Origin of the sequence: Paraburkholderia panacisoli (assembly GCF_008369935.1) — a bacterium.
GTDB classification, from domain to species: domain Bacteria; phylum Pseudomonadota; class Gammaproteobacteria; order Burkholderiales; family Burkholderiaceae; genus Paraburkholderia; species Paraburkholderia panacisoli.
In genome coordinates, this window is sequence record NZ_VTUZ01000008.1 from 154369 (window position 1) to 179718 (window position 25350).

The following is a 25350-nucleotide window of genomic DNA, read 5'->3' on the forward strand; positions in this document are numbered from 1 at the left end:
GAGCGTCGCGGCGCGCCTGCTCAATTTAATTGTCGGCAGAGCGGTCCGACGAGGCTTCGTCTGCAAGCTCGATGACCACCCGCCGGTTCGGCGCAAGGCACCGTATTAACTCGTCGCGATTCGCCTGACGACAGTTGACCTGCTGATTCGCACTGCCCTGACCCTGCGCAATGACCGGTTGTGTCACACCACGTGTTCGCAGATACCGCTCGACGGTCCGCGCCCGCGACGACGACAGACGCAGGTTGTAGGCGTCGTCGCCGAGGCGGTCGGTGTAGCCGGTGATCTTTAGCGTGTGTGTGGCGGGCTGCTTCTTCAGATCGACTGCCAGTGCATCGAGCCGGTGTTTGCCGCCGGGCAGTATCGCTGCGGCGTCGGCGCCGTCGAAGCGGAACAGGGAATCGGCTCGCAGCGTGATTGCTTGCGGTGTTGGCGTAGCCTGGGACGACGCGCTCTGCTGCGCCTCTTTACATTGCAGCGCGGCTTGCGCCGACTTGCGCAGGCCCTCCCGCACTTCCGGCAAGCGCTTCTCGGCGTTGGAAAAGCTGCGTATCCACGCGTCGTGCCCGGCTTGCATCAGCGCGACTTCGGCGCACGCGAGCGGCGCTTGCGCCGGCTCACAGTGGACCACCGCGGAGTCGGCCTTGATTGTGTTGATGATCTTCCACAGATCGGGGCGCACCATCGACACGGTGCGTAGCGCGGGATTGACTGCGGAGAGGGATGTGCCGCGCGCGAGGTTCATCGTGATGTAGGCCGCCTGGCCGATCGCCTCTTCGACGAAACCCCAGTCGTCGTGCGCGTCGCGCGCCTGACGAGCGGCATTGATCCAGCATTGGGCCTTCGCGTGGAAGTAGTCGGCTTGCTCGCCCGGCGTTTGATCGAGCTGCGCCTGTAACGAGTCCAGCGTGGCGCGGCTGCCCTTGATCGATGCGTAGGTGTTGACCCATTGCGGATTGACCGCGCCCGCCGCCTCGTTTTGAAGGGCACCGAGGCCGGTTTTCAGCACGCTCGCATCTTCAATGCCGAGCCGCTCACGCGCGGCATGGTCCGCGCAACCGCTTAAGGCCAACGCGCACGCAAGCGCCGTTAGCTGGAATTTCATGAGCTGGGTGCGTCGAGCGCATCTTTCTAAAGAAGGCTCAGAGTATGCAGACCCGCGAACCCGCGGGGAATGGGAACATTCTTAGAATCGCGTCAGCGAGTTTGCCGGTTACGACGCCGGACGGGAACCGGCTGTCATCCCCGCCTGGACCCCGCTCCGACGCCGCTCAAACCCTGACCGCCCGTGCCGCATTGCGTCCGCGCAGCCATTCGAGCGCGAGCAATAGAGAGGTCGAGAAAATGATCAGGATCGTGGCCAGCGCGGCGATGGTCGGGCTGATGTTCTCGCGGATGCCGGTAAACATTTGCCGCGGCAGCGTGGTTTGATCCGCGCCCGCGAGAAACAGCGTCACCACCACTTCGTCGAATGAAGTCGCGAACGCGAACAGTGCGCCCGAAATCACGCCCGGCGCGATCACCGGTAACGTGATGCGGAAAAACGTCTTGACCGGATTCGCACCTAGCGACAGGCTCGCGCGCACCAGGTTGTAGTTGAAACCCTGCAACGTGGCGGCCACCGTCGTCACGACGAACGGCACGCCGAGCGACGCATGCGCGAGGATCAGGCCAATGTAGGTATTGGCGAGTCCCAGCGGCGCGAAGAACAGATACATGCCGACGCCGACCACCACCACCGGCACGATCATCGGCGAGATCAGGATCGCCATCAACAGGCCTTTGCCGCGGAAGTTGGCCTTGGTCAGCCCGATCGCCGCCAGCGTGCCGAGCACGGTCGCGACCACCGTCGCCGATGGCGCGACGATGAAGCTGTTCTTCGCGGCCATGCGCCACTCGTCGGACGCGATCAGGTTCTGATACCAGCGCAGCGACCAGCCCGGAATCGGATACACCAGAAACGTGCTCGACGAAAACGACAGCGGCACGATCGCCAGCACGGGCAGGATCAGGTACAGCAGCGTCAGCACGACGAGCACGCGCAGCGCGAAATACCATACGCGCTCGACCAGCGACGTATGCGGTGCGAACAGGGGCTTGGCAAGTTTCATCGCAGTGCGCTCCGTTCAGCCGAGGCTCAATGACGAACGCGTGAAGCGTCCATAGATCACGTACAGCACGAGCGTCGCGGCCAGCAGCAAGCCGCCGAGCGCGCACGCCATGCCCCAGTTGATGGTCACGTTGGTGAAGTACGCGACGTAGTAGCTGACCATCTGATCGTTCGGTCCGCCGAGCAACGCGGGCGTGATGTAGTAGCCGATCGCCAGAATAAACACCAGCAGCGCGCCCGCGCCGATGCCCGGATAGGTTTGCGGCACGTACACACGCCAGAACGCGGCGAACGGATGGCTGCCGAGCGACACTGCGGCGCGCTGATAGGTGGGCGGAATCGACTTCATCACGCTATACAGCGGCAGGATCATGAACGGCAGCAGAATGTGCGTCATCGAAATGTACACGCCGGTGCGGTTGAACAGCAGCGCAAGCGGATCGTGCAGCAGGCCGCTCGCGATCAGCGCCTTGTTCACCAGGCCTTCGCTTTGCAGAATCACGATCCACGCGGCCACGCGCACGAGGATCGACGTCCAGAACGGAATCAGCACGAGAATCATCACCAGATTCGCGCGACGCTCAGACAGCGTCGAGATCCAGTACGCGAGCGGATAGCCGAGCAGCAGCGTGAACAAGGTCACGACCGCGCCGATCACGAACGTGCGGCTGAACACCTTCAGATAAATCTGCTGATCGGGATCGGTCGGAATGATGCGGCCGAACGCGTCCTGCTTGTGATCCAGTGAAGCCAGCAGATAGAACGGCGAAAACGTGCCGGCGTTTTTCGCAATGGCCTGCCAGTACGCGATGTCGTTCCAGCGGTCGTCCACTTCGACGAACTTCGCGCGCACCTGGGCGGGCGTCAGTTGCAGGGGCTTGCTGTTGTCGTCGACGAACGGCATTGCGTGCGCGGACTTCGCGACCAGCGAGCGATAGCCCGGAATTTCCACGTTCAGGCGCCGCGCGAGCGCGCCCAAGCCGTCGCTGTCGGCGACCGCGGTGAGGTCGGTGGCGAGCGCGGCGAACGCGGCATCCGGCGGCGGCGTTTTGCGGTCCCAGCCGCTCAATGCGCTGAGCGTATGCGGCAACGCGTTGGCGACTTCGGGATTCTGTGCGGCGCGGGTCAGCAGTGCGCCGATCGGCACGACGAAGATCAGCAGCAGGAAAATCGCGAGCGGTGCGATCAGCAGCAGCGCCATTGCGCGCTTTCTGGATTCCGCGGCCTTCAGTTCGCGCTTGAGCCGGCCGGTTGAATCAGGCGTCGAGTCGGCGGCGATCGTCATCGTGGTCACACCTGTCTCCTTTGTCGACCGGAGTTGGCGCTTTAGCGCCTTACTCCGGTCCCATGCAAAGCTGTCGACCGGAGTTGGCGCTTTAGCGTGTCGATCCGGAGTTGGCGCTTTAGCGCCTACTCCGGTCCCATGCTTCAGCACTTACTCCGGTCCCATGCAAAGCTCTCAACCGGAGTTAGCGCTTCAGCGCTAACTCCAGCCCCATGCATCACAAGTGCGCGCCCACCTTCCCACCTGCGCGCGCGTCTCCTTGCATCGCTAAAGCGCGGCCCCGCCAACCGCAAAGCCGCGCCCCCACCCACTTACTTCGAAGCCCACGACGAAAACCGCTGCTCCAGCTCATCGCCATGATCGGTCCAGAACGTCAGATTCTGCAGCACCGCGTTCTTACCATTGGCCGGCGAATTCGGCAGATCCGCGAGCGTCTTCGCATCGAGCGCCTTGATCGCCGCCTCATTCACCGGACCATAGGCGATGTGATGCGCGTAATCCTGCTGCGGCTTCGGCGACAACGAATAAGCGATGTACTTCTCGGCCAGCGCCTTGTTCGGCGAGCCCTTCGGAATCGCCCAGTAGTCGAGGTCGTAGATGCTGCCGTTCCACACCACCTTGAGGTTCTTCCCTTCCCGCCGCGCCGCATCGATCCGGCCGTTGTACGCAGTGGACATCACCACGTCGCCCGCGACGAGAAACTGCGGCGGCTGCGCGCCCGCTTCCCACCACTGGATGTTCGGCTTCAGCTCGTCGAGCTTCTTGAACGCGCGGTCCTGGCCTTCCTTGGTGGCGAGCACCTTGTAGACATCCTTGGGCGGCACGCCATCGGCCATCAGCGCGAATTCGAGGTTGTAGCGCGCACCCTTGCGCATCGCACGCTTGCCGGGGAATTTCTTCACGTCCCAGAAATCGACCCAGCCGCTCGGCGCGGTTTTCAGTTTGTCGGCGTTATACGCGAGCGCCGTCGACCACACGAAGAACCCGACGCCACAAGTTTGCGGAGCCTCGGGAATCAGATCCGACTTCTTGCCGATCTTCGACCAGTCGAGCTTCTCGTACAGCCCTTCATCGCAGCCGCGGCCGAGATCGCCCGACTCGACTTCCACCACATCCCAGTTCACATGCTTGGCTTCGACCATCGCCTTTACTTTGGCCTGTTCGCCGTTGTATTCGACGACCGTCACCTTGTTGCCGGTTTGCGACTCGAACGGCTGGTTGAACGCGGCCTTCTGCGCGTCGCTATTCGCGCCGCCGAAGTTGACGACCGTCAGTTCGGCTGCATTGACCTGCGCGACGCCCAGCGCGAGCGCGACAGCACCGACAGCGATGGCGCAGCGCGATTTCCCGATCTTGTTCATGGTGTGTTGCTCTCCTTTGGTGGTGTACATCAAGCTGAGTACAGTGCGACTTGTTATGTGCTGCTGACTTACCCTGCCTGCGTCGAACCGCTACGCGTTTTCGGCGCATTCATGCTCCCGCGAACACCCGCAGATGCTCGGGCGCGAACTCCAGCGCGACCGGCGCGCCGGGCGCGAAGGTATTGAGCGCGTCGGTGCCGAGCGGCACCTTGACGAAGCACTCGTCCTGCTCCCGCACGCCGCAGCGCATGCGCACGTGGTCGCCGAAATAGATCAGCCCGCGCGCTTCACCGCTGAGCGCGTTGGCGCCGGGCCGCCTCGCACCGTTCGCGAGCTTCATGCGCTCGGGTCGGATGCAGGCGATCGCCGGCGAGCCCGCCCGCGCGCCGCCGATATTGCGCCCCGTCAAACGCGTGCCGTCGCTCAGGTGAAACTCGCAATACTCGCCTTCGACATTCGCGATCGTGCCGCGCAGCTTGTTGCTGTCACCGATGAAGTTCGCGACGAACTCGTTGCACGGCGATTCGTACAGCCTGTCGACGGTATCGAGCTGCTGCACGATGCCTTTGTCGAACACGGCGACGCGGTCGGACATGGTGAGCGCCTCGCCCTGATCGTGCGTGACGTACACGAACGTGACGCCGAGTTTCTCGTGCAATGATTTAAGTTCGTACTGCATGTGTTCGCGCAGCTGTTTGTCCAGCGCGCCGAGCGGCTCGTCCATCAGCACGAGCTTCGGTTCGAACACCAGTGCCCGCGCGAGCGCGATGCGCTGCTGCTGGCCGCCGGACAGCTGCGCCGGATAGCGCTTCGCGAAGCTTTCCATGCGCACCATTTTCAGCGCGTTGCTGGTGCGATGCGCGCGCTCTTCGGCCGAAAGCTTGCGCACCGTCAACGGATACGCGACGTTCTGCTCGACCGTCAGATGCGGGAACAGCGCGTAGTTCTGAAACACCATGCCGATGTTGCGCTTGTGCGGCGGCACGGTATTGAGCAGCGTGCCGTCGAGCCAGATCTCGCCGCCGGTGGGAAATTCGAAGCCCGCCAGCATCATCAGGCAGGTGGTCTTGCCTGAGCCGGATGGCCCGAGCAGCGTCAGGAATTCGCCCTGATAGATATCCAGATCGAGCTGTTTGACGACCAGCGTTTCGCCGTCGTAGGTCTTGCGAACGCCTCGAAAGCTGACGATCACGTCATCGGTTTTCATGCCCTCGTCTCCTGTCGATCGGAGTTAGCGCTTTAGCGTGTCGATCCGGAGTTGGCGCTTTAGCGCCTACTCCGGTCCCATGCTTCAGCACTTACTCCGATCCCATGCAAAGCGGTCGACTGGAGTTAGCGCTTCAGCACTTACTCCGGTCCCATGCAAAATCATTGTTGCGGTCCGGCACCCCCCCACTGCCAGGCAGCGGGATTGCATCCATTGCGTGGCTCACTATAGACCGTTACGGTTCTACAATATGGAACCATTTCATTATTCCGGATAGAACCACTTGGACACTGTGATCTTGTCGGACTGGCTCGCCGCGCAACTCGACCGCAGCGCCGCCGAACCGCTGTACCGGCAGACGTTGCGGCTGATGCAGCAGGCCATCCTGACCGGCCAACTGCCGCCGGGCACCAAGTTGCCCAGCTCACGCACGCTTGCCGCGGACCTCGGCATTGCGCGCAATACGGTGCTGCACGTCTACGACCAGTTGACCGCCGAGGGTTATGTGATGTCGAACACCGGCAGCGGCACGTATGTCGCCGACACGCGGCCGGACACCGCCGCGGTGAACGCGCGCAGGAAACCGGCGGTGGCGTGTGTCGACGCGCGAGGCCAGGTGACTGGGGAAATCCCCAGGGCGTCCAAACGCGGCCTGGGCGACCTGTCCGCTCGCGGGCGACGCCTGATCGACAAGGCCGGCGTGTCCGCCAAACAGTGGGGCGCGTTCATGCCGGGCGTGCCCGATGTCGCCGAATTTCCGGCGCGCACGTGGAGCCGCCTGCAAGCGCGGCTGTGGAAAGAAGCCAATCCCGATCTGCTCACCTACGCGCCCGGCGGCGGTTACCGGCCCTTGCGGCGAGCGTTGTCGGACTATCTGCGCGTCGCGCGCTCGGTGAATTGCACGCCGGACCAGATCATCATCACCACGGGCATCCATCAGTCGATCGACCTCGCGGTGCGTCTATTGACCGATGTCGGCGATCGCGCGTGGGTCGAGGAGCCGTGCTATTGGGGCGCGCGCAGCGTGCTGCAATCGTCGGGGGTGACGCTGGTGCCGGTGCCGGTCGACGACGAAGGCCTGAATCCGCGCGAGCAGGATCTGCAACAGCCGCCGCGTCTCGCGCTCGTCACGCCGTCGCATCAATATCCGCTCGGCATGGTGATGAGCCTCGCGCGCCGCCGCACGCTGCTGGAATATGCGCGTCAGCACAACGTGTGGATCATCGAGGACGACTACGACAGCGAGTTCCGCTACGGCAGCCGTCCGCTCGCGTCGCTGCAGGGACTCGACGACGCAGGCCAGGTGATCTACGTGGGCAGCCTCGGCAAGATGCTGTTTCCCGGATTGCGGATCGGCTACATGATCGCGCCGGAACATCTGGTGGATACATTTCGCACCGGCGTCGCGGAGCTGTACCGCGAGGGGCAACTGATGCAGCAGGCGGTGATGACGGACTTCATCATGGACGGGCATCTCACGTCGCACGTTCGGCGCATGCGGGCGCTCTATGGAGAACGCAGGCAGATTCTGATCGACGCGATCACCGCGCGCTTCGGCAGCGAACTGCCGGTGATGGGCGACGAAGCCGGCCTGCATCTGGTGCTCGGCCTGCCCGATTACGCGAACGATCGCGCGGTGACGGCCGCCGCCTACGATGCCGGCGTGATCGTGCGGCCGCTCGCGAGCTACTACAGCATCGACCCGCCGCCGCGGCGCGGACTGCTGCTCGGCTATGCGTGCGTGGCGAACGACAGGATCGGTCCCGCGTTCGACACGCTCGCGCGCGTGATCGAGCAAACCGCGCTGAAGGCGCCGACTCGCGCGGCCTGAACTTTACTTCAGGCCGAAGTCCACACGCGTGGTCGCGCCCTTGTCCTGGATGCCGTCGGCGTTCAGCTTCGGCGCGACGATAAACACGCGGCTGCTGTCGATCTTGCCGTCCAGATACTGCTGCACGCTCTGTGCGCGCTGTTGTGCGAGTTCGCGCAAACTGGCGTCGTCTATCGGCGCGTTGGCGGCGAGCGCGCTCTTCATGTCGTCGTCCGGCAAGCTCTTGGTCAGGCCGACGAAGTTGCGTGGCTTCTTGAAGTCCGCGGACTTATAGGCCTTCGTCAGATATTTGTCGTAATCCTTGGCATCGACGGTCACGGTCGACAGATCGACGCTCTCGCCGTTGCCCACCACGTCCTTGATCTTCTGCTGCTTCACGAGCCGGTCGACATAGCGGGTGCGCAACGCCGGTTCGTCGACTGCCGGATCGACGCGGCCGATCAGATCCATCCGGATCGACGGCTTGTCGGCGAGTGCCTTGACGATCGTGTCGAGCTTCGTGGTATCGGCGTCTGTGAGCTTGGCCGAGCCCGGTTCGAACTCGACATAGCCCAACTCCTCGCCACCGCCGCCGAACGCGTGAGCGATCAGCGAGAACGGTGCGGTCACCGCCTTTTGCAGCAGATTGAGCACTGCATGCCAGATCAGGCCGCCGACGCTGAACTCGGGATTCGACAGCGAACCCGACACCGGCAGATTCACGTCGATCTCGCCGCGCGAGTTTTTCAGCAGCGAAATCGCGAGACGCACCGGCAGCTTGGTCGCCGTATCGTTGTCGATGTGGTCGCCGAACGTGAGCTGGTCGATGAACAGGTGGTTGTCTGCGTTCAACTGATCGTTGTCGAGCTTGTAGTGCAGGTCGACGTTCAGCTTGCCCTTGGTGATCGGATAGCCGGCGTATTTCGACGAATACGGCGTGAGGTTGGTCAGCTCGATATCGTGCGCGCTCGCGGTCAGATCGAGCGCCGGTTTCGCGATCAGCGGATTGACGGTGCCGCGAATCGACAGCGGACCGTTGGCTGCCAGCTTCGCGGCGACGTCGACCGGCGCAGAGGTGGTCGATTGCGTGCCGAACGCGCCGACCGTGCCCTGAATGCCGACCAGGTTCGCGGTGAAGTTCGGCTTGATGAAGTTGTCCGTGTACGTGACGCGGCCCTGTTGCAGCACCAGTTGGCCGAAGTGCAGCTTGACCGGGCTTTGCGGCGGCGTGGCGGCCGTAACGGTGGCGGGCGCGGCGGGCGTCGCCGAAGAAGCTTGCGCGGGCGCGGACGCCTCGGCCGCCGCCGATGCCGCAGGCGGCGTCAACGGCACCGGCTCGGCGCCGCTCTTGTCGCGCGTGAGCGATTGCGCGGCGCCGCTTTCATGCGCGACCACGTCCTTCAGATTGAGCTTGCCTTGCGCGTCGAGCAGCACGCGGCCATAGAACTTCGTGAAGGTCACGCGGCCCGCGTCTACCGCCGTGCCGTGCTCATCGTAGTCGGCCTTCAGGTTGGACAACGCGAGCGAGCCCCAGCCCGCGAACGGGTCCGAGGTCGCCTTGTCGAGCATCCGCACGTCGACGAGCGCCATGTCGCCGTGATAGCTCGCCTTCAACGTCTTTGCCTGAGTCACCGCGAGATCGCCGTTCGCATTGAGCAGCGCGCTCGCGATCACCGCATTCAGCTTGCTGCCGAAGTACGGTTCGAAGGCCGCCGCGTCGAGGCGGTTCGCGTTCACCTTGACGGCCAGCTTGAGCGGCGTCGCGGTGACGTCGCCCTTCACGCCGAGCGTGCCCTTCTTGTTCAGCGTGGCTTGCAGATCGACCGGCAGCGGACGGCTCAAGTCGTCGCTGATCTGCTGCACCTTCAGTTGCAGCGGCGTGATGCTCAGCTTCACCGGCTGCGGCGTGGTGTTGTCGGTGAAATTGGCGGTCGCGTCCTTCAGCGTCAACTCGCCGATCGTGTAGTGCCAGGCGGGCCCTTCGGCGTGGGCCTTTTTGGCCGCGTGAATCGCGGTGCGCTGCTGCGCGGCTTCGTGCGGACCCGCGAGCGACGCGAAGTTGATGCTGCCGTCCTTCAGGCGCTGCGCGTCGACTGCCAGGCCGGTCGTGGCGACGCTAGTGACATCCGCCGTGCGGGCGGTCACGTCCACCTGCTTGACCACCACGTTGCCTTGCGCGAGCGAAATCACCGGCTGCTTGTCGCCGCGCGCGGCCAGCTTCAGCGATTGCAGGTCCAGTTGGGTATCGGCGACCATCACGGCCACCGGCGACTTCGCCCAGTTCGCGTCGATGTTCGTCGTCACGGACAGCGCGCCGTCCGTCACTTGCGCGGCGGTCGCGGTGTCGAGATAAGGCTGCAATAGCGGCAGCTTCAACGACTTCAGATCGAGCTTCGCGCTGGCCGTCTTCGCGGCGAGACCCACCTGGCCGTCGACGCCGAGCGAACCGCCGCCGTCCTTGAAGTCGGTGTTCAGCGTGTAGTGCGCGGGCGCGCTGGCGAGCGTCGAAAAATCGTTCAGCGTCACCGCGAGTTTTTGCAGGCCGACATCGACTGGGCGCGAAGCCGCGGCGTCGTGCACGTTGACCGTGCCGTCGTTGAGCACAAAGCGTTTGATCGATACGTCTAGAGGCGCCGCGGCTTTTTCGTTAGCGTTGGCGTTCGCCTTCGCGCCGGATGCAGCGGCCGGTGTGCTCGCCGCCGGTTTTGCCGCAGCAGCCGCCGCGCCCCCTGCGGCAGGCGCCGGTGCGAACATCCGCTCGACGCTCAGTACACCGTCCTTGTCACGCGCGAGGCTGGCGTTCGGTGCGTCGATGCGAATCTCGTCGAAGCGATAGAGGCTCTTCAGAGGCTCCAGCATCGCGGCGTCCACGTGCACCGCGCGCGCCGCGAAGAACGGCGCCTTGCCCTGATCACGCACGTCCACCTCGTTCATGTCGACGGTGCCCGCCACGCGCAGCGTAGGCGCGTCGTTGGACATCACGAAGTTGAGCTTGAGATCGGCGGACAGCTTGCCGGATTGCACGATCACCGGCAGTTTGGCCGGCGCATACGACATCAGGCGCGGCACATCGAGCCCGTCGAAACGCAACGACACTTCCGATTCGCGCGACGCCGCGAACGGCTTGGTCCTGCCGTCGATTGCAAGCGGGCTGCCGTCGATGCGTGCCCGCAGCAACGGCTCGACGAAGATATCGGTTTTCGAAGGCAGCGTGGCGATGAACGGGATGCCGAGCTTCCATTGATCGATCACGTGAGTCGCGCCGAGCAGTTTGTCGTCGAACGTGATCTGGCCGTTCTCGAGACGAATGTTCGACACGGAGAACAGCGTCGGCTTGCTTTCGGGCTTGGCCGGCTGCTTCGCGAACTTCTCGATCAGGTCGGTGAAGTTGAAGCGCTGCGCGTCGTAGCGAACGATATGAAAGCGCGGCGAGTCGAGTTGCACTTCGTCGACGATCGGCGCGCCGCGAAACAGCGAACTCCATGACGGCTTGACGATAAGCCGCGAGATGTCGATGAAATCGCCCGCGCCGCCGCGCTCGCCGATATGCACGTTGTCGGCTTCGAATCTGAGCGTATAGGGATTGAGCGCAATGCGGCCAATCGTGGCGGGGCGGTCGAGTTGCTTGCTGAGCTGTTGCTCGGCGACGTGACGAATCAGCGGCGGTGCCGCGAAAAAACCCAGCAGACCGAACAGAAGGAGAAAGATCAGCAGACCTATCAGGACACGCCGGGTACGGCGTGACTGCGCCACCTCGCGCACGGTCTGCATGGAAGAAACGAGTGATGCTCTATTAAGGCTTGCCATGCTCGGTATTGGGTAATGCGGCGGCAAGCCCGCCGCGAAAACGAAAATCCCGTAAAGCGGCAGTATAAGTCGTGAACGTGGTGGCGGATAGGAATGTCAGCTGCGCTTAAGAATTCGGGCCGCGCGATAGCGCCGCATTTCCTGCGCATTTCCGTCGCAGCGGCACGCGCGGAAATGCGACATTCGATACGTCATGCGCGCGTGGCTGTCATCTCACTGACGCGCAATGCACCGCCACGCATTGGCCGGCACATTTCATTGACACATTTCATTGACGCACGACGGCCGGCGGTTGCCAGCTGCCGTCGGTGGCTTGCGGCTTCGGTGCGTAGAGACGCAACACCAGTTGCAGATCGGTGCGCGGCGCCGGCAACCAGTTGCCGTTGCGCGCGCGCGTGGACGACACGATCACATCGAGCGAGCCGTCGCGATTGCGGTGCGCGCCATTGCGGTCGCCGACTGCGAGACGCGACGGCGCGCTTTCGCCCAATGCGCCGTCCCTGGTGTAGGCGGTGATCGACCAGAAGCCGCGCACCGGCGGCAACTGGTTCGGCGCGAAGTGGATCACGTAGCGATTGGCGCCGTTCAGCGGATGGCCGTCGCTGTCCTGCGTGACGACCGCGCGCACTTCGTCGTCCCGCGTGCCCATGCCCAGCTGCGCACTCGCGGCATACGAGCGTAGCGCGTAGTCGGGACCGTAGTTGCCCACGCCGTCGCCGAACCAGCTCCAGCCATTGCCGGTCAGCAAATTCGGGGGCGCGGTGGCGACGCGCTCATGACCGTCGGCGAGACCCGCCGCGATGGCGGCGGACGCGCTCGGCAGCTTCACCGGCTCGCCGGGCATCACACCGAGGTCGGAGAGAATGGTCAGCGCGTGCGGGTCGGCTGGCGTCGGCGGATTGTCAGGCAACGCGTCCGCGAGACGGCTGAAGAAGCCCTTCGCGTCGAGCGCGGCAACTTGCGCGGCCGGCGTGCCGTTGGTGCCCGTCGCGGTATTGGCGGCGTTGCCGCGCGGCGGCGCACCCGGCGCCGCGCCCGTGTCGCCCGTGTCGCTCGTGTAGACGCTCAGCGGCTCGACGCGAATCGCGCGCTGCAACTTGCGGATCGCCGCGAGGTCGCGCGCGCCGCTCGACTGGACGCGCACGCTCACCCATGCATTGCGGGTCGGCACGTCCACGCGCTTCACGCCCTTGGGCAAATCGCCTTGCCAGCCCGGGCCGACGAACGCGATGGCTTGCGCCTTGATGCCCTTCGCGCCGGCCGCGAACTGCGAGCTGGTCGACCACACCACGTTGGTCCACATATCGAGCACGCGGGCATCGACATAGCGGCCGTGCGAATCCGGCAACGCGACGATCACCGGCTCGCTGCCGAGGTCGAGCCAGCCGGTCGAATCGAGCGTGTCGACGCCCGGCTGCGGGGGATTGGCAGCGCCGATCGGCGGCAATGCCTGCGCGTGACGCAACGTGTTGAGGGGCGCCTGGCCCGGCTCGGTGCCGACCGCCGCGTCGCGCGCGACGCCCATCAGCACCAGCGGATAACCGAATACGTAAGAATCGGCGACTTCATCCTTGATCCAGCCGGTGGTCTTTGGCGTCGCGGACGGGATCGACGCGCAACCGGCCAGAAATGCGAGGCCTGCGAGCGATCCGCAGGTCCAGTGAATCGAAAGCGGTTTTCGGCGATTTTTTATCATTCGTTCGGGTGGCGGAACGTGCGGTCCTATGGGAGATGCCGACGCGCAGCGATGCCTGCATGCGTGGCCTCCCAAAGCCCAGCGCAGCCAGTCCGCGGTTCGCGATGCCGACAACTTCGGGTTGTATCGTATCCTTGCTCACCAGGCAAGCGCAAAGGATGCGATGACGCTTTATCGCGCACGCACGGGGTCTATTTGCGGTACGGTCGACATTTTTAAACACATTCGTGCTGGGGCTCGCGTGGCGCGGGCCAGGTTTGCCGACTCGTCGACGCCGTTGCGTCCTTTTGCTCTTTTGGCCTTTTAACTTTTCGCCCTTTCGCCTTTCGCATCCGGAGCGCGTCAATGTATATGCCCGTCCCTTTCGAAGAGAACCGTCCAGAGGTTCTCCATCGCCTGATCGTCGAGCATCCGTTCGGCGCGTTGATTACGATCGGCCCGAATGGGCTCGACGCGAATCATTTGCCATTCGACGCGCAGCTAGTCCCCGAAGTGAGCGACGCACAGCCGGACCGCGAAGGCGGCGACGCGCAGGCTGTCCCCGTAGGGGCCGACGCAACACTCCGCACCCGCTGCATCCTGCGCGCCCATGTCGCCCGCGCGAACCCGGTCTGGAAGGAAGCCGCCCTGCATCCCGACGCCCTCGTGATCTTCCAGGGGCCGGCCGCCTACATATCGCCGACGTGGTATCCGAGCAAGCATGAAACACATCGGCAGGTGCCGACCTACAACTACATGGTGGTGCACGCGCACGGCCGGATCGTCGTGCGCGACGACGAGTCGTTCGTGCGCGGCCTCGTCGCGCGGCTCACCCGCAGGATGGAAGCCGGCGAGCCGGTGCCCTGGAAGATGGGCGACGCACCCGCCGATTTCATCACGCAGATGCTCGGCGCGATCGTCGGCATCGAGATCGAAGTGACGCGGCTGGTCGGCAAATGGAAGCTCGGCCAGAACAAGGACGCCGCCGACCGTCGCGGCGCGGCCGACACGCTGCTGGCGCGCGCGGGCGAACAGCAGCAGGCAGTCGGCCAGGCCATGCTGGACGCGCCGCCGGCTTTCTGAACGAATGCGTTCGCGACGCCGGGTCGGCGGCCCGCGTCGCGTGATGGATCGTCACCGCATCTTCCGTTCTTGACCTTCCAGCGATGGGAAGGTCGATACTGGATTCGCGATGCGGCCCAATGCCGCCAAGAGCCTTACCCACCATGCCCGACCTTGCTGATCCGCGGCGCGCCGACGCCGCCGCCTCTCCCGCCCCCGCCCGACTCGCCGAACTCGAGATTGGCGGGATGACTTGCGCGTCGTGCGCGCTGCGTGTTGAAAAGGCGCTGGCCAAAGTGCCGGGCGTCACGCGTGCGTCGGTGAATCTCGCCACGGAGCGTGCGCGCGTCGAAAGCGACTCCTCCGTCGAGCCCGAAACGCTCACAGCCGCCGTGCGCAAGGCGGGCTATGAAGCCACGCCATCCGCCCCCGCCGATGCCGCGCCGGTTCAAGCCGCGCGCACGACGGAACTGGCGATCGGCGGAATGACCTGCGCATCGTGCGCGCTGCGCGTCGAAAAGGCGCTCGCCAAAGTGCCGGGCGTCACGCGCGTATCGGTGAATCTGGCGACCGAAACCGCCAGCGTCGATCTGAACGACGCGACTTCCGGTGCGGATGCGCTGATCGCCGCTGTCAAGAAAGCCGGCTACGACGCGACCTCGATCGCACCGCCAGACACAGCGGTGGCCGCCGACGCAGCCGGCCACGTCACCACCGCGACCGCCGCCACCGCCCCGAGCGCTGCGGACCGCAAACGCAACGAGTCGCGCCGCGAACTGGCAGCCGTACTCGTTTGCGCAGCGCTGACGCTGCCGCTCGTTGCGCCGATGGTCGGCGAATGGTTCGGCATGCACGCGATGCTGCCGCCATGGCTGCAATTCGCGCTCGCGTCGGGCGTGCAGTTCGTGTTCGGCGCGCGCTTCTATCGCGCGGCTTACCGCGCCGTGCGGGCCGGCGCAGGCAACATGGACCTGCTGGTGGCGCTCGGCACGTCGGCGGCTTACGGCATCAGCCTCTACGAACTCGCAATGCATCCGGGCGACACGATGCATCTGTACTTCGAAGCATCCGCGGTCGTGATTACGCTGGTGCGCTTCGGCAAGTGGCTCGAAGCGCGCGCCAAGCGCCAGACTACGGACGCGATCCGCGCACTGAACGCGCTGCGCCCCGAGCGCGCGCGCATTCGCGCCGACGGCGGCGGCGAGCGCGAGGTGCCGCTCGCGCAAGTGCGGGTCGGCACGGTGGTGATCGTGCGTCCGGGCGAACGGGTGCCGGTCGACGGCGCAGTGCTCGAAGGCCGCACGCATATCGACGAATCGCTGATCACCGGTGAAAGTCTGCCGGTGCCGAAACAGCCCGCCGATGCGGTCACTGCCGGCTCGATCAACGGCGAAGGCGCGATTACCGTGACGACCACCGCGATCGGCGCCGAAACGACGCTCGCGCGGATCATTCGGCTTGTCGAAAGCGCCCAGGCGGAGAAGGCGCCGATCCAGCGGCTGGTCGACCGGGTCAGCGAAATCTTCGTGCCGGCGATTCTGGCGATCGCCGCGCTGACGCTGATCGGCTGGCTGATCGCCGGAGCAGGGGGCGAGACCGCGATCCTGAACGCGGTTGCCGTGCTGGTGATCGCCTGCCCGTGCGCGCTCGGGCTGGCGACGCCGGCGGCGATCATGGCCGGCACCGGCGTCGCGGCGCGGCACGGCGTGCTGATCAAGGACGCCGAGGCGCTGGAAACCGCGCATCGGGTGGCGATCGTCGCGTTCGACAAGACCGGCACGCTCACGCTCGGCCAGCCGTCGGTGACGGCGTTCGAGCCGGTCGGCGCGATGGGTCGCGACGACGCGCTGGCGCTGGCCGCCGCGGTGCAGCGGCACAGCGATCACCCGCTGGCGCGCGCGGTGGTGCACGCGTATGAAGCAGCGCAGCCGGTTGCGGCAGGCGGGGTGACGGCGGCGGCAACGCACGCGTCACTGACAGCGGAAACCACAGCGATCGTCACCGACATGTCATCCATGCATGACAGCGGCGCGACCGCACTCGCTCATCCACACGCGCCTCGAGCCACGGCCGCCCGAGCGGTCGCCGGACGTGGTGTCGAAGCGGACGTCGAGGGCCGCACGCTTGCGCTCGGCAGCACGCGCTGGCTCAACGAACTCGGCATCGATCTGCCGCCCGCGCTGGCCGAGCGCGCTCACGAACTCGAAGCCGCGGGCAACACCGTCTCGTGGTTGATGCAGCGCGGTCCGCAGGCGTCGCAGGCGCTCGCACTGATCGCTTTCGGCGACACCGTCAAACCAACCGCACGCGCCGCCATCGAGCGGCTGGCGCGGATGGGCATCCAGAGCGTGCTCATTACCGGCGACAACCGCGGCAGCGCGGCGGGCGTCGCGAAGGCGCTCGGCATCGACGAATTCCACGCCGAAGTGCTGCCCGACGACAAGGCCCGCGTGATCCGAGATCTGAAAATCCGCCGCGCGGGCATCGTCGCGATGGCGGGCGACGGCATCAACGACGCCCCCGCGCTCGCCGCCGCCGACATCGGCATCGCGATGGCGACCGGCACCGACGTCGCGATGCACGCGGCGGGCATCACGCTGATGCGCGGCGATCCGGCGCTCGTGGCCGATGCCATCGACATCTCGCGCAAGACCTGGCGCAAGATCCAGCAGAACCTTTTCTGGGCGTTCGTCTACAACCTGATCGGGATTCCGCTGGCCGCTTTCGGTTTGCTGAATCCGATGCTCGCGGGTGCGGCGATGGCGTTTTCGAGCGTCAGCGTCGTGACCAATGCGCTGCTGCTGCGCACGTGGAGCGGCGCGTCGGAGCGCTCGCAGCGTTAAGGGCGCTTCGGGCATCAAAAGACCCGAGCGTCAAGCAAGCCCGCATCGCGCCGCGTTAAGCGTTGAAAGCGCCACGTCCAATTACGAACTACTTTCAGTGCCCCTAAAGGTGGCAGCCGCCGCAGCCGTAAACGAGATATCGAAGCGGGCCATGCCTACGCATGGCCCGCGCACTCGCCTGTCCCCTCTACTCTGCGACTGCCCATGGATTTTCTCTCTTCACGCCGCGTCAGCGTTGGCGCCCGGCTAGCCGTTCTCTCGTGCGTGCTGGTGGCGTTACTTTTCGCCGGGTTCACGTGGGCGCTCACGCGCGCGGCCGGCGTGCAGGTCCGCGATCAGGTGCTCGAACGCATGGCAGAGAAAGACCGCTCGATCGCCGCGATGATCACGCTGTTCGACAAGGCGCTGTCGGCTGAAGTGGACCGCTCGATGTCGCTGTTCGCGAGCTTCCTGCCCGCCGACTACTCGCTCGACGACACGCAGAAGGTCGACATCGGCGGCATCGCGACGCCGACCATCAAGGCCGGGGACAAACTCCTGAACCTGGACTTCACGATCCCCGACCAGTTTCTCGAACGCAGCGGCGCGGTCGCCACCGTGTTCGCGCGCAGCGGCGACGACTTCGTGCGCGTGACGACCTCGCTGAAGAAACAGGACGGCTCCCGCGCGATCGGCACGCTGCTCGACCGCAAGGGGCCGGCCTATGCCCCGCTGCTCGCGAACCGGTCCTATACGGGACTGGCCGCGCTGTTCGGCAAACGTTTGATCACGCAGTACCGGCCGATCACCGACGCGAGCGGCCGCGTGATCGGCGCGCTGTTCGTCGGCGTGAACGTGGACCAGGAGATCCAGTCGGTGCAGGACGGCATCCGCAATCTGAAGATCGGCGCAAGCGGCTACTACTTCGTGCTCGACGCGTCGAAGGGCGTGGATCGCGGCAAGCTGATCGTGCATCCGGCCGCCGCCGGCCAGAAGGCGGACGACGCCAGCGCGCCATATCAGCAAATGCTCGACATGAAGCAAGGCCAGTTCGATTACCGCTCTGCCGACGCGACGCTCGGCGAGCACGAAGCGCGCGACAAATTCGTGTCCTTCATCACGGTGCCGGAATGGCAATGGCTGGTGGGCGGCGTCGCGCCGCGCGACGAGGTGATGGCCGAGGTCGTCGCGAGCCGCAATCAATTCCTGCTGATCGGCTTCGCGCTGGTCGGCGTATTCGCGATCGTTTTCCTGATCGCGGTGCGGCGTCTCGTGAGCCGCCCGCTCGACGAAGCGGCACGCGCCTCCGAGCGTTTCGCGTCGGGCGATCTGAGTGTGCGCGTGGCGAAGCACGGCAACGCGCGCGCCGATGAAATCGGCCGCCTGATGCAGTCGATCGATGGCATCGGCGAAGGGCTCGCGCGCATCGTTTCGCAGGTGCGTAATGCATCGGCGGATATGTCGGAGGGCACCGAGAAGATCGCCACCGGCAGCGGCAATATCGCCGCGCGGATCGCCACACAGGCGAGCAGCCTCGAGGAAACGGCGGCCAGCATGGAACAGATCACCTCGACCGTGCAGCAGAACGCCGATCACGCGACGCAAGCCAACACGCTCGTCACGCACGCCGCCGATGCCGCACTCGAAGGCGGCCGCGCGGTCGAGCGCGTGGTGTCGACGATGGGCGAGATCAGCCGCTCGTCGCAGAAGATCGCCGAGATCACCACGGTGATCGAAGGCATCGCGTTTCAGACCAACATCCTCGCGCTGAACGCAGCCGTCGAAGCCGCGCGCGCGGGCGAGCACGGCAAGGGCTTTGCGGTGGTGGCTTCGGAGGTGCGCGCGCTCGCGCAACGCAGCGCGGCTGCGGTGAAGGAGATCGAGAGTCTGATCACGGGTTCCACGGCGACCGTCGAAAGCGGCTTGCGGATCGCCGAGGAAGCCAGTTCGACGATGCAGGGCATCGTGGCCCAGGTCGGCCAGGTCCGCGCGATCATGAGCGAGATCAACGTGGCGTCGCGCGAACAGTCGGGCGGCATCGAACAGGTCAATTTGGCCGTCACGCAGATTGGCGAGGCCACCCAGCAGAACGCGACGATCGTCGGCGAAGCGGAACGGGCGGCGGCCGAGTTGCGCGAGCAGGCCGCGCGGTTGGCGCAGGTGGTCAGCGTGTTCAAGCTCGAGGGCGGCCGCGAGTGAGTTGCGGGTTCAAGCTTCCATAGCGTGACGCGCGGCGCGGGGGGCGTTCGCGCGCCGGCTACGCCGCCGTCATCGCCGTCTTTGCAGTCATCACGGGTTCACGCAGCCGCAGCGCGCCCGGCGAAACCCTGTTAAAACTCCACGTCCAGTTCGTCGATCTCTTCCACCTCCTGCTGCGCGTCCGCGATCCACTGCTGCATTTCCGGCAGCGCCATGATCCGCTGCCCATACTCGACGATTTCCGGATCGAGCTTCACGTCATAGGTCACGAAACGCGTCACCACCGGCGCATACATCGCATCCGCCGCGGTGCGCTCGCCGAACAGAAATGGCCCGCCATACTGCTTCAGGCATTCGCCCCAGATCGTCACGATCCGGTCGATATCCGATTGCGCGCGCGCCCATACCTTGAAGCCCGGAAAGTGCGCCTTGAGGTTCATCGGCAACGCCGAGCGCAGTGAGCTGAAACCCGAGTGCATCTCGCCGCAAATCGAGCGGCAATGCGCGCGCGCGGGAATGTCTTTCGGCAACAACACGGCTTGCGGCCTCACTTCGTTCAGATACTCGGCGATCGCCAGCGTGTCCCAGACCTTGATGCCGTCGTGCACGAGGCACGGCACCAGAATCGACGGCGACAGCAGCAGAAGTTCGGCGCGCGCCGCGGGGTCGTCGATCGGCATCACGATCTCGTCAAACGGCAAGCCGCTGAATTTGGCCAGCAGCCAGCCGCGCAGTGACCACGACGAATAATTCTTGCTACTGATAGTAAGCGTGGTATTCGCCATACGTTTCTCCTCCAGGTGGTGCGTTCGACCGCCACCTGCTGAATGGTATGCACGCCGCCGTGCGCGCACGCACCAAAGCGCGGCAACTTCTGCCCGTTGTGTCGATGCGCGCAAATGCCATGCCAACGGACGGCAACTGCCGGGCAACCCGCAAGCTCGCTTGGCACATGACTTGCCTCTATTCGGGCTCCTTCCCTTTCTGCATTCGTGCGAAGGTTATGAACCTGTTCGCATATTCCGCCTACCAGGCGTGCGCCGACGTGATGCTGCCTTTGCGGCACGGCGCGGCCCTGATGAATCACTCGCTCGACGCGTGGCCCGCGTTCGGCGACTCGCCGCACGGCCGCTCGCTACGTGCGGCCTGCGAACTCTTGATGCTTGCCGGACTTACGCCCGTGCGGCCGCCGTTCGACATCGGCAGCGTAGTGACCGAAGGCAAGCAGGTGGCCGTGATCGAAGAAATCGCAGCGCACACGCCGTTCTGTTCGCTCCTGCATTTCCGTAAGGACACCGCGCCTTCAGCACCGCAGCCGCGCGTGCTGATCCTCGCGCCGATGTCCGGCCACTTCGCGACCCTGCTGCGCGGCACCGTGCTCACGATGCTCGCCGAACACGACGTGTACATCACCGACTGGCACAACCCGCGCGACGTGCCGCTGAGCCAGGGCCGCTTCGGCTTTGACGAATTCGTCCAGCACGTGATCGACTTCACGGAGCGCATCGGGCCCGGCTCGCATCTGCTCGCGGTGTGTCAGCCGACCGTAGCCGCCCTGGCCGCGGTCGCGCTGATGGCCGCCGACGATCATCCCTGCCAGCCGGCCAGCATGACGCTGATGGCCGGGCCGCTCGATACGCGCATCAATCCGACGCGCGTCAACGAACTGGCGAAGAGCAAGCCGCTCGAGTGGTTCGAGCAGAATCTGATCAGCGCGGTGCCGTTCGGCTTCGCGGGCGCGCATCGGCGCGTGTATCCGGGCTTTGTGCAGTTGACCGCGTTCATGTCGATGAACCTTGCACGCCATGTCGACTCGTTCGAGACGATGCATTACGAGCGCGCCAAGGGCGACCCGGCGAAAGCCGACACGATTCACTCGTTCTACGAAGAATACTTCGCGACGATGGATCTGACGGCCGACTTCTACCTGGAGACCGTCGACACGATTTTCCAGCGGCATGCGCTGCCGTTGAATACGCTCGAAGTGCAAGGGCGTCCGGTGGATCCATCGAAGATTCGCCGGACCGCGTTGCTTACCGTGGAAGGCGAGAAAGACGACATCTGCGCCGTCGGGCAGACGCTCGCCGCGCAGGACATGTGCGCGAAACTGCGGCCGTATCTGAAGACGCATCATGTGCAGACCGGCGTGGGCCACTACGGTGTGTTCAACGGCCAGCGCTGGGAGCAGCAGATTTATCCGCGCGTACGCGCCGTGATCTACGACAACGAGCCGCGCGCGGTGCTGGTGAGCTCCCGGGCACGCACGATCCAGCCGGTGCCGGTGTCTGCCGCGACCGCTGCGGAGATCACGGCGGCGGCGCCGGTTGCCACGGCGGTGGTCGAAGTGGAAGTGGGCGTGGATGCACAGTCGGCGGCGGGGGGCGGGGCGAATGGCGCTAGCACTAGCACTGCTGCCAAAGATAGTTCCACCGCCGCTGCAAAACCGTCTGCGGCGCGACCGCCTCGCAGACGGCCACCGGCAGCTTAGTAGGGCTTGTTCACTTCACCGAGCTTGTCTGGCGCGCGGCGTGCGGACCGTGCACGCCGCGCACCTCTGCGTTTCGCACTCCAATCAAACCGCGACGCTCTTCCACGGCTTCACGGCCGGTACTTCGCACGGGCCTTCGACTTCGATCGATTTGAAATCGGCCGGCGCAACGATCTCGATGTACTCCATGTCCTCCGAGTAATCGAACAGATAGTGGACGATGCCCGGCGCCTGATGCACGCAATCGCCGGCGGCGACGAGCGTCTCCTTGTCGCCGTACATGAAGCGCGCCCAGCCCTTCAGCATGATCACGATGTGGAAGTCGGCCTCATGACGGTGCCAGCCGGTGCCTTGCTCTGGTGCGTGATTCGCCTTCACGAGTTGCGCGAGCACCTTGCCGCCGGTCGCCTGTGCGATGCCCAGATCGCGATAGAGGAAAAAGTCGCGTAAGCCCTGATCCACGTAGGACGTGTCTTGCGGACGGACATGGCTGAATTGCGTGGCGAATTCGGTGGACATGATCGCGCTCCAGGAGAGTTGAAACGACGCTTTGGAGCGTCGATTGCAAGCATCAAGCAGGCCAGTATTGAAGCGCTGGCCTCACTCCTCGTGGGCGCGTTGCGGCATGTGTCGCGCCGCATTGAGCGGCGCCGCGTCGCTCGAACCGACGGTGTTCAGGCGGTCGGGCGAAACATCTGGAACATCTCGCCGATTTGCGCGTAGTCGGCGCGATAGCCCGCGCGCATGATCGGCTGCGCGGCGTGCGTGTCGAACAGCCCGTCTTTCAGATAGGCCTCGTTGATGTGAACGCCGACCACCTGGCCGAGCGACAAATAGTTGTCCATCGGCTCGCCGTCGAGCGTATGCAGGCGCACGACCTGCAACAGCTTGCATTCGAGCGCGGCTGGGGATTCGGCGACGTGCGGCACGGCGACGTTGCGGCCCGGCGCAGCCGTGAGACCCGCGAGTTCGAATTCGTCGACGTGCGGCGCGACCGGCGCCGACGAACGGTTCATCTGCTCGGCGAGCGGCCGGGTCGCGAGATTCCAGACGAACTCGCCGGTGGCTTCGATATTGGCGACGCTGTCTTTACGGCCCTCGCTGGAGAAACCGATGATCGGCGGAAAGCTGGCGAACGCGCCGAAGAAACTATACGGCGCGAGATTCAACGTGCCTTGCGTATCGCGCGAGGAAATCCAGCCGATCAGACGCGGCGCGACGATGGCCTTGAACGGGTCGTGCGGCAGGCCGTGACCGGCAAGGGGGTCGTAGAAGTAGTGGGCCATGGGATGAGGTTGGGGTTGACGGGGTGATGCGAAGGGCTAGTTATACCGCAGCGTGGCGGGCGTTGCCGAGCGCGGCTCGCGCCGCCGCGCATCAGGCGTTGCCCTCTGCTTCTGCGCAACATCGCGTGAAGCGAGCGCATTCGCCACGCTGATTCATGCTCATGCAGGTTCACGGCCCTGGATCAACCGCGGCTGATCACTCGTTTGCGCCCTTCTCTGACCTGCGCGAAATGCGCTTCGTCCCAGTCGTAGAAACCGGCGCCGCTGCGCACGCCGACGCGCCCTGCGCCGACCTGCTGACGCAACAGGTCCAGCACGTCTTCATCTTTCGCGAGTTCAGGCATCAGATGCGAGGAGATGTCGAGGAAGGTGTCGAGCCCGCCCATGTCCGCGCCTTCGAGCGGACCGACAATCCCCCAGCGGCGCCCCAGCGACGCCTTCATCACCCGATCGATCACGTCCGGCGTCGCCGCGCCGGAACGAACGATGTTCAACGCCTCGCGCAACACCGCGAACTGCAAGCGGTTGCCGACGAAACCCGGAATCGCCTTCGCCAGCACGACCGGCTCCATGCCGATCGCGCTCATCAACGCGGCGGTTCGCTGCGTCACTTCCGGCGCAGTCGCCATGCCCGGCACGACTTCGACGAGCGGAATCATGTGCGGCGGGTTCCAGAAATGCGCGATCAGAAAGCGCTCTTTTGCGCGCAGTGGCGTGGCCAACTTATCGGGAGGAAAACCGCTGGTGTTGCTCGCGAGAATCGCGTCGTCGGCCAGCAGCCCGGCCAGCGCCGCATATAGGCGATGCTTCAGTTCGAGCACCTCGGGAATTGCCTCGATCACGAATTGCGCCGACGCCATCACATCCAGTTGCGCATGGGTTTCAATGCGCGCGAGCGCCGCCCGACTGGCTGTCTCGTCGATACGTCCGGCGTCGATCAATTCGTCGAGCACGGCTTGCGCTTTCGGCGCGACGCTCGCGAGCCGCGCCGGATCGACGTCGTGGACGATCGTCCGGTATCCGTGCAGCGCGCTTTGCGTCGCAATGCCGACGCCCATCAATCCCGTGCCTACTACGCCTATCGTTACGGTTGCGTTGTCCACGCCGCTCTCCTGCTGCCGTCGATGAAAGCCCGGAAGCATAGCGCAGCGCACCGGTTCACAAGGCCGAACGTGACAAAGCCGGTCTTCCGCGAGGAAGGACCGGCTTTGTGGACAACTTCAAGCCGCGGCGTGCGGCGCCGTCATGCGCGCATCAATCGCGATGCGGCTCGCGGTGGTCGTCGTGACGGTGCGGATCACGGTCGTGCGGGTGATTGCGCATCCACTGGTCGTGATCCCAGTAGCGGTGGCCGTCGTAGTAACGATCACCATGCCAGCCGATATTGATCGACACGCCCACCGGCATCATGTGCGGCTGACCGTACGCGACCGGTCCATGACCATTTTCGACGATCACCCGTTCCTGGGCGAAGGCGCTGCCGCCGGCGAGCAATGCGCCGCCTGCGATGAGCGTTGCGATGATAGAACGCGATGTCTTGTTAAAGGTTTTCATAGTGACCTCCCATCAAAGTTGTTCAAAGCCAGCGTCCGTGTTCGTTCGGCCTTCACCTTCGAACTGCGATTTCGGGGTCGACCCAGACGCCGTACGCTTGGGACCAACTTTAGCGACGCAAACCGCATGAAGACGTGAGCACTTGTAAGCGGGCATTTCACAGAAAGGGCCGGATGACGAGGCTGCGTTTTCGCGGTCGACGCCCATTTATCAAGCCATGCGCGGGAGATCGGCCGCAGTAAACGTCGGCGCGGCGTCAGCCGCCGTTACATTCATTTCGGCGGAGAAATATTTGGCAAGCGACGACGTCGCGTCACGCGGCCAAAGCAAACCGGCATTCTTCAGAAACAAAAAGCCGCACTACGCATTTCGCGTAGTGCGGCTTCAATCATGCTGTGCGCACCCGAAGTGCGCGCCGTGCACGGTGTTCCGCGCTCGGGATGGTCCTGCCTGGCGTTTAGTCGCTCAGCTTGACGCCGAACAACGTGGATTGCGATCGGCGCACGCGCTCCGCTTCGCGGCTACGCGCTGCGTACGAGTAGTCCGAATCCAGCGGCAGATGGGGCGACGCAAAGAGGTCGCTGACCTTTTGGAACAGTGCAAAAATGAAGCTCATGGCGACTCCCGGTTAGTTACTGCAATGGCTAGGGTTTTCCCTTAAGAAGAAGTATAGGGTTTTCCCTA

19 protein-coding genes are annotated in these 25350 nt (G+C 64.7%); 6 read left to right on the top strand and 13 right to left on the bottom strand.

All coding sequences use genetic code 11. The annotated features are described in order from the left end of the window. Positions 1-25 precede the first annotated feature (25 nt). The 5 genes from FVF58_RS14410 to FVF58_RS14430 form a co-directional block, all read right to left on the bottom strand. On the bottom strand, positions 26-1105 hold the full coding sequence (locus FVF58_RS14410; protein ID WP_149670582.1) for an OmpA family protein: 1080 nt from the start codon (positions 1103-1105) through the stop codon (positions 26-28). Between the two features lie 166 nt (positions 1106-1271). After that, the gene (locus FVF58_RS14415) at positions 1272-2111 is read right to left on the bottom strand and encodes an ABC transporter permease (protein WP_149670583.1); all 840 of its coding nucleotides are present in this window, start codon (positions 2109-2111) and stop codon (positions 1272-1274) included. Between the two features lie 15 nt (positions 2112-2126). Further along, entirely contained in the window at positions 2127-3395 is a 1269-nt protein-coding gene (locus FVF58_RS14420) for an ABC transporter permease (RefSeq protein WP_188130823.1), read from the bottom strand. 311 nt (positions 3396-3706) lie between these two features. Next, positions 3707-4756, bottom strand: a complete 1050-nt coding sequence (locus tag FVF58_RS14425; RefSeq protein WP_149670585.1) for an ABC transporter substrate-binding protein — start codon at positions 4754-4756, stop codon at positions 3707-3709. Between the two features lie 109 nt (positions 4757-4865). Further along, positions 4866-5963 carry an ABC transporter ATP-binding protein gene (locus FVF58_RS14430; protein ID WP_149670586.1) on the bottom strand — a complete coding sequence of 366 codons (1098 nt, stop codon included), beginning with the start codon at positions 5961-5963 and terminating at the stop codon, positions 4866-4868. Positions 5964-6246: 283 nt separating this feature from the next. Here FVF58_RS14430 and pdxR point away from each other — a divergent pair, with 283 nt between their 5' ends. Further along, positions 6247-7794, top strand: a complete 1548-nt coding sequence (gene pdxR / locus FVF58_RS14435) for a MocR-like pyridoxine biosynthesis transcription factor PdxR (RefSeq protein ID WP_149670587.1) — start codon at positions 6247-6249, stop codon at positions 7792-7794. Between the two features lie 3 nt (positions 7795-7797). On the opposite strand, the gene FVF58_RS14440 is transcribed toward pdxR, so the two are convergent. Both FVF58_RS14440 and FVF58_RS14445 read right to left on the bottom strand, forming a co-directional pair. Continuing rightward, on the bottom strand, positions 7798-11580 hold the full coding sequence (locus FVF58_RS14440) for a DUF748 domain-containing protein (protein ID WP_149670588.1): 3783 nt from the start codon (positions 11578-11580) through the stop codon (positions 7798-7800). Between the two features lie 268 nt (positions 11581-11848). Next, on the bottom strand, positions 11849-13276 hold the full coding sequence (locus tag FVF58_RS14445; protein ID WP_149670589.1) for a DUF1254 domain-containing protein: 1428 nt from the start codon (positions 13274-13276) through the stop codon (positions 11849-11851). A gap of 28 nt (positions 13277-13304) precedes the next feature. Between FVF58_RS14445 and FVF58_RS14450 the strand changes: the two genes are divergently transcribed. From FVF58_RS14450 to FVF58_RS14465, 4 genes are all read left to right on the top strand, one after another. Continuing rightward, a complete protein-coding gene (locus FVF58_RS14450) occupies positions 13305-13583 on the top strand; it encodes a hypothetical protein (protein ID WP_149670590.1) in 279 nt (92 codons plus the stop codon). Positions 13584-13621: 38 nt separating this feature from the next. Continuing rightward, on the top strand, positions 13622-14338 hold the full coding sequence (locus FVF58_RS14455; RefSeq protein ID WP_149670591.1) for an FMN-binding negative transcriptional regulator: 717 nt from the start codon (positions 13622-13624) through the stop codon (positions 14336-14338). 143 nt (positions 14339-14481) lie between these two features. Next, positions 14482-17160, top strand: coding sequence for a heavy metal translocating P-type ATPase (locus FVF58_RS14460; RefSeq protein ID WP_149670592.1), 2679 nt, complete (start codon positions 14482-14484; stop codon positions 17158-17160). Positions 17161-17364: 204 nt separating this feature from the next. Beyond that, complete coding sequence (locus tag FVF58_RS14465; RefSeq protein ID WP_149670593.1) at positions 17365-19338, top strand: methyl-accepting chemotaxis protein; 1974 nt, start codon at positions 17365-17367, stop codon at positions 19336-19338. A gap of 131 nt (positions 19339-19469) precedes the next feature. Here the strand turns inward: FVF58_RS14465 and FVF58_RS14470 are convergent, their stop codons facing one another. Further along, entirely contained in the window at positions 19470-20123 is a 654-nt protein-coding gene (locus FVF58_RS14470) for a glutathione S-transferase family protein (RefSeq protein ID WP_149670594.1), read from the bottom strand. Positions 20124-20341: 218 nt separating this feature from the next. Here FVF58_RS14470 and FVF58_RS14475 point away from each other — a divergent pair, with 218 nt between their 5' ends. Continuing rightward, on the top strand, positions 20342-21826 hold the full coding sequence (locus tag FVF58_RS14475) for a polyhydroxyalkanoate depolymerase (RefSeq protein WP_149670595.1): 1485 nt from the start codon (positions 20342-20344) through the stop codon (positions 21824-21826). An 84-nt stretch (positions 21827-21910) separates the two neighbouring features. Here FVF58_RS14475 and FVF58_RS14480 read toward each other — a convergent pair whose 3' ends face one another. From FVF58_RS14480 to FVF58_RS51420, 5 genes are all read right to left on the bottom strand, one after another. Beyond that, positions 21911-22345: a cupin domain-containing protein gene (locus tag FVF58_RS14480; RefSeq protein ID WP_149670596.1), complete on the bottom strand. Its 435-nt coding sequence runs from the start codon at positions 22343-22345 to the stop codon at positions 21911-21913. 155 nt (positions 22346-22500) lie between these two features. After that, entirely contained in the window at positions 22501-23112 is a 612-nt protein-coding gene (locus tag FVF58_RS14485) for a flavin reductase family protein (protein ID WP_149670597.1), read from the bottom strand. A 182-nt stretch (positions 23113-23294) separates the two neighbouring features. After that, a complete protein-coding gene (locus FVF58_RS14490) occupies positions 23295-24254 on the bottom strand; it encodes a 3-hydroxyacyl-CoA dehydrogenase family protein (RefSeq protein ID WP_149670598.1) in 960 nt (319 codons plus the stop codon). A gap of 112 nt (positions 24255-24366) precedes the next feature. Continuing rightward, on the bottom strand, positions 24367-24666 hold the full coding sequence (locus FVF58_RS14495) for a hypothetical protein (protein WP_149670599.1): 300 nt from the start codon (positions 24664-24666) through the stop codon (positions 24367-24369). A 457-nt stretch (positions 24667-25123) separates the two neighbouring features. Then, positions 25124-25282, bottom strand: coding sequence for a hypothetical protein (locus FVF58_RS51420; protein WP_188130816.1), 159 nt, complete (start codon positions 25280-25282; stop codon positions 25124-25126). Between the last annotated feature and the right edge of the window lie 68 nt (positions 25283-25350).

Bases quoted from the DNA above. Each gene is read 5' to 3' on its own strand.
- FVF58_RS14410 (WP_149670582.1), bottom strand. From the start codon at position 1,105: ATGAAATTCCAGCTAACGGCGCTTGCGTGCGCGTTGGCCTTAAGCGGT.
- FVF58_RS14415 (WP_149670583.1), bottom strand. From the start codon at position 2,111: ATGAAACTTGCCAAGCCCCTGTTCGCACCGCATACGTCGCTGGTCGAG.
- FVF58_RS14420 (WP_188130823.1), bottom strand. From the start codon at position 3,395: ATGACGATCGCCGCCGACTCGACGCCTGATTCAACCGGCCGGCTCAAG.
- FVF58_RS14425 (WP_149670585.1), bottom strand. From the start codon at position 4,756: ATGAACAAGATCGGGAAATCGCGCTGCGCCATCGCTGTCGGTGCTGTC.
- FVF58_RS14430 (WP_149670586.1), bottom strand. From the start codon at position 5,963: ATGAAAACCGATGACGTGATCGTCAGCTTTCGAGGCGTTCGCAAGACC.
- FVF58_RS14440 (WP_149670588.1), bottom strand. From the start codon at position 11,580: ATGGCAAGCCTTAATAGAGCATCACTCGTTTCTTCCATGCAGACCGTG.
- FVF58_RS14445 (WP_149670589.1), bottom strand. From the start codon at position 13,276: ATGATAAAAAATCGCCGAAAACCGCTTTCGATTCACTGGACCTGCGGA.
- FVF58_RS14450 (WP_149670590.1), top strand. From the start codon at position 13,305: ATGGGAGATGCCGACGCGCAGCGATGCCTGCATGCGTGGCCTCCCAAA.
- FVF58_RS14455 (WP_149670591.1), top strand. From the start codon at position 13,622: ATGTATATGCCCGTCCCTTTCGAAGAGAACCGTCCAGAGGTTCTCCAT.
- FVF58_RS14460 (WP_149670592.1), top strand. From the start codon at position 14,482: ATGCCCGACCTTGCTGATCCGCGGCGCGCCGACGCCGCCGCCTCTCCC.
- FVF58_RS14465 (WP_149670593.1), top strand. From the start codon at position 17,365: ATGGATTTTCTCTCTTCACGCCGCGTCAGCGTTGGCGCCCGGCTAGCC.
- FVF58_RS14470 (WP_149670594.1), bottom strand. From the start codon at position 20,123: ATGGCGAATACCACGCTTACTATCAGTAGCAAGAATTATTCGTCGTGG.
- FVF58_RS14475 (WP_149670595.1), top strand. From the start codon at position 20,342: ATGAACCTGTTCGCATATTCCGCCTACCAGGCGTGCGCCGACGTGATG.
- FVF58_RS14480 (WP_149670596.1), bottom strand. From the start codon at position 22,345: ATGTCCACCGAATTCGCCACGCAATTCAGCCATGTCCGTCCGCAAGAC.
- FVF58_RS14485 (WP_149670597.1), bottom strand. From the start codon at position 23,112: ATGGCCCACTACTTCTACGACCCCCTTGCCGGTCACGGCCTGCCGCAC.
- FVF58_RS14490 (WP_149670598.1), bottom strand. From the start codon at position 24,254: ATGCTTCCGGGCTTTCATCGACGGCAGCAGGAGAGCGGCGTGGACAAC.
- FVF58_RS14495 (WP_149670599.1), bottom strand. From the start codon at position 24,666: ATGAAAACCTTTAACAAGACATCGCGTTCTATCATCGCAACGCTCATC.
- FVF58_RS51420 (WP_188130816.1), bottom strand. From the start codon at position 25,282: ATGAGCTTCATTTTTGCACTGTTCCAAAAGGTCAGCGACCTCTTTGCG.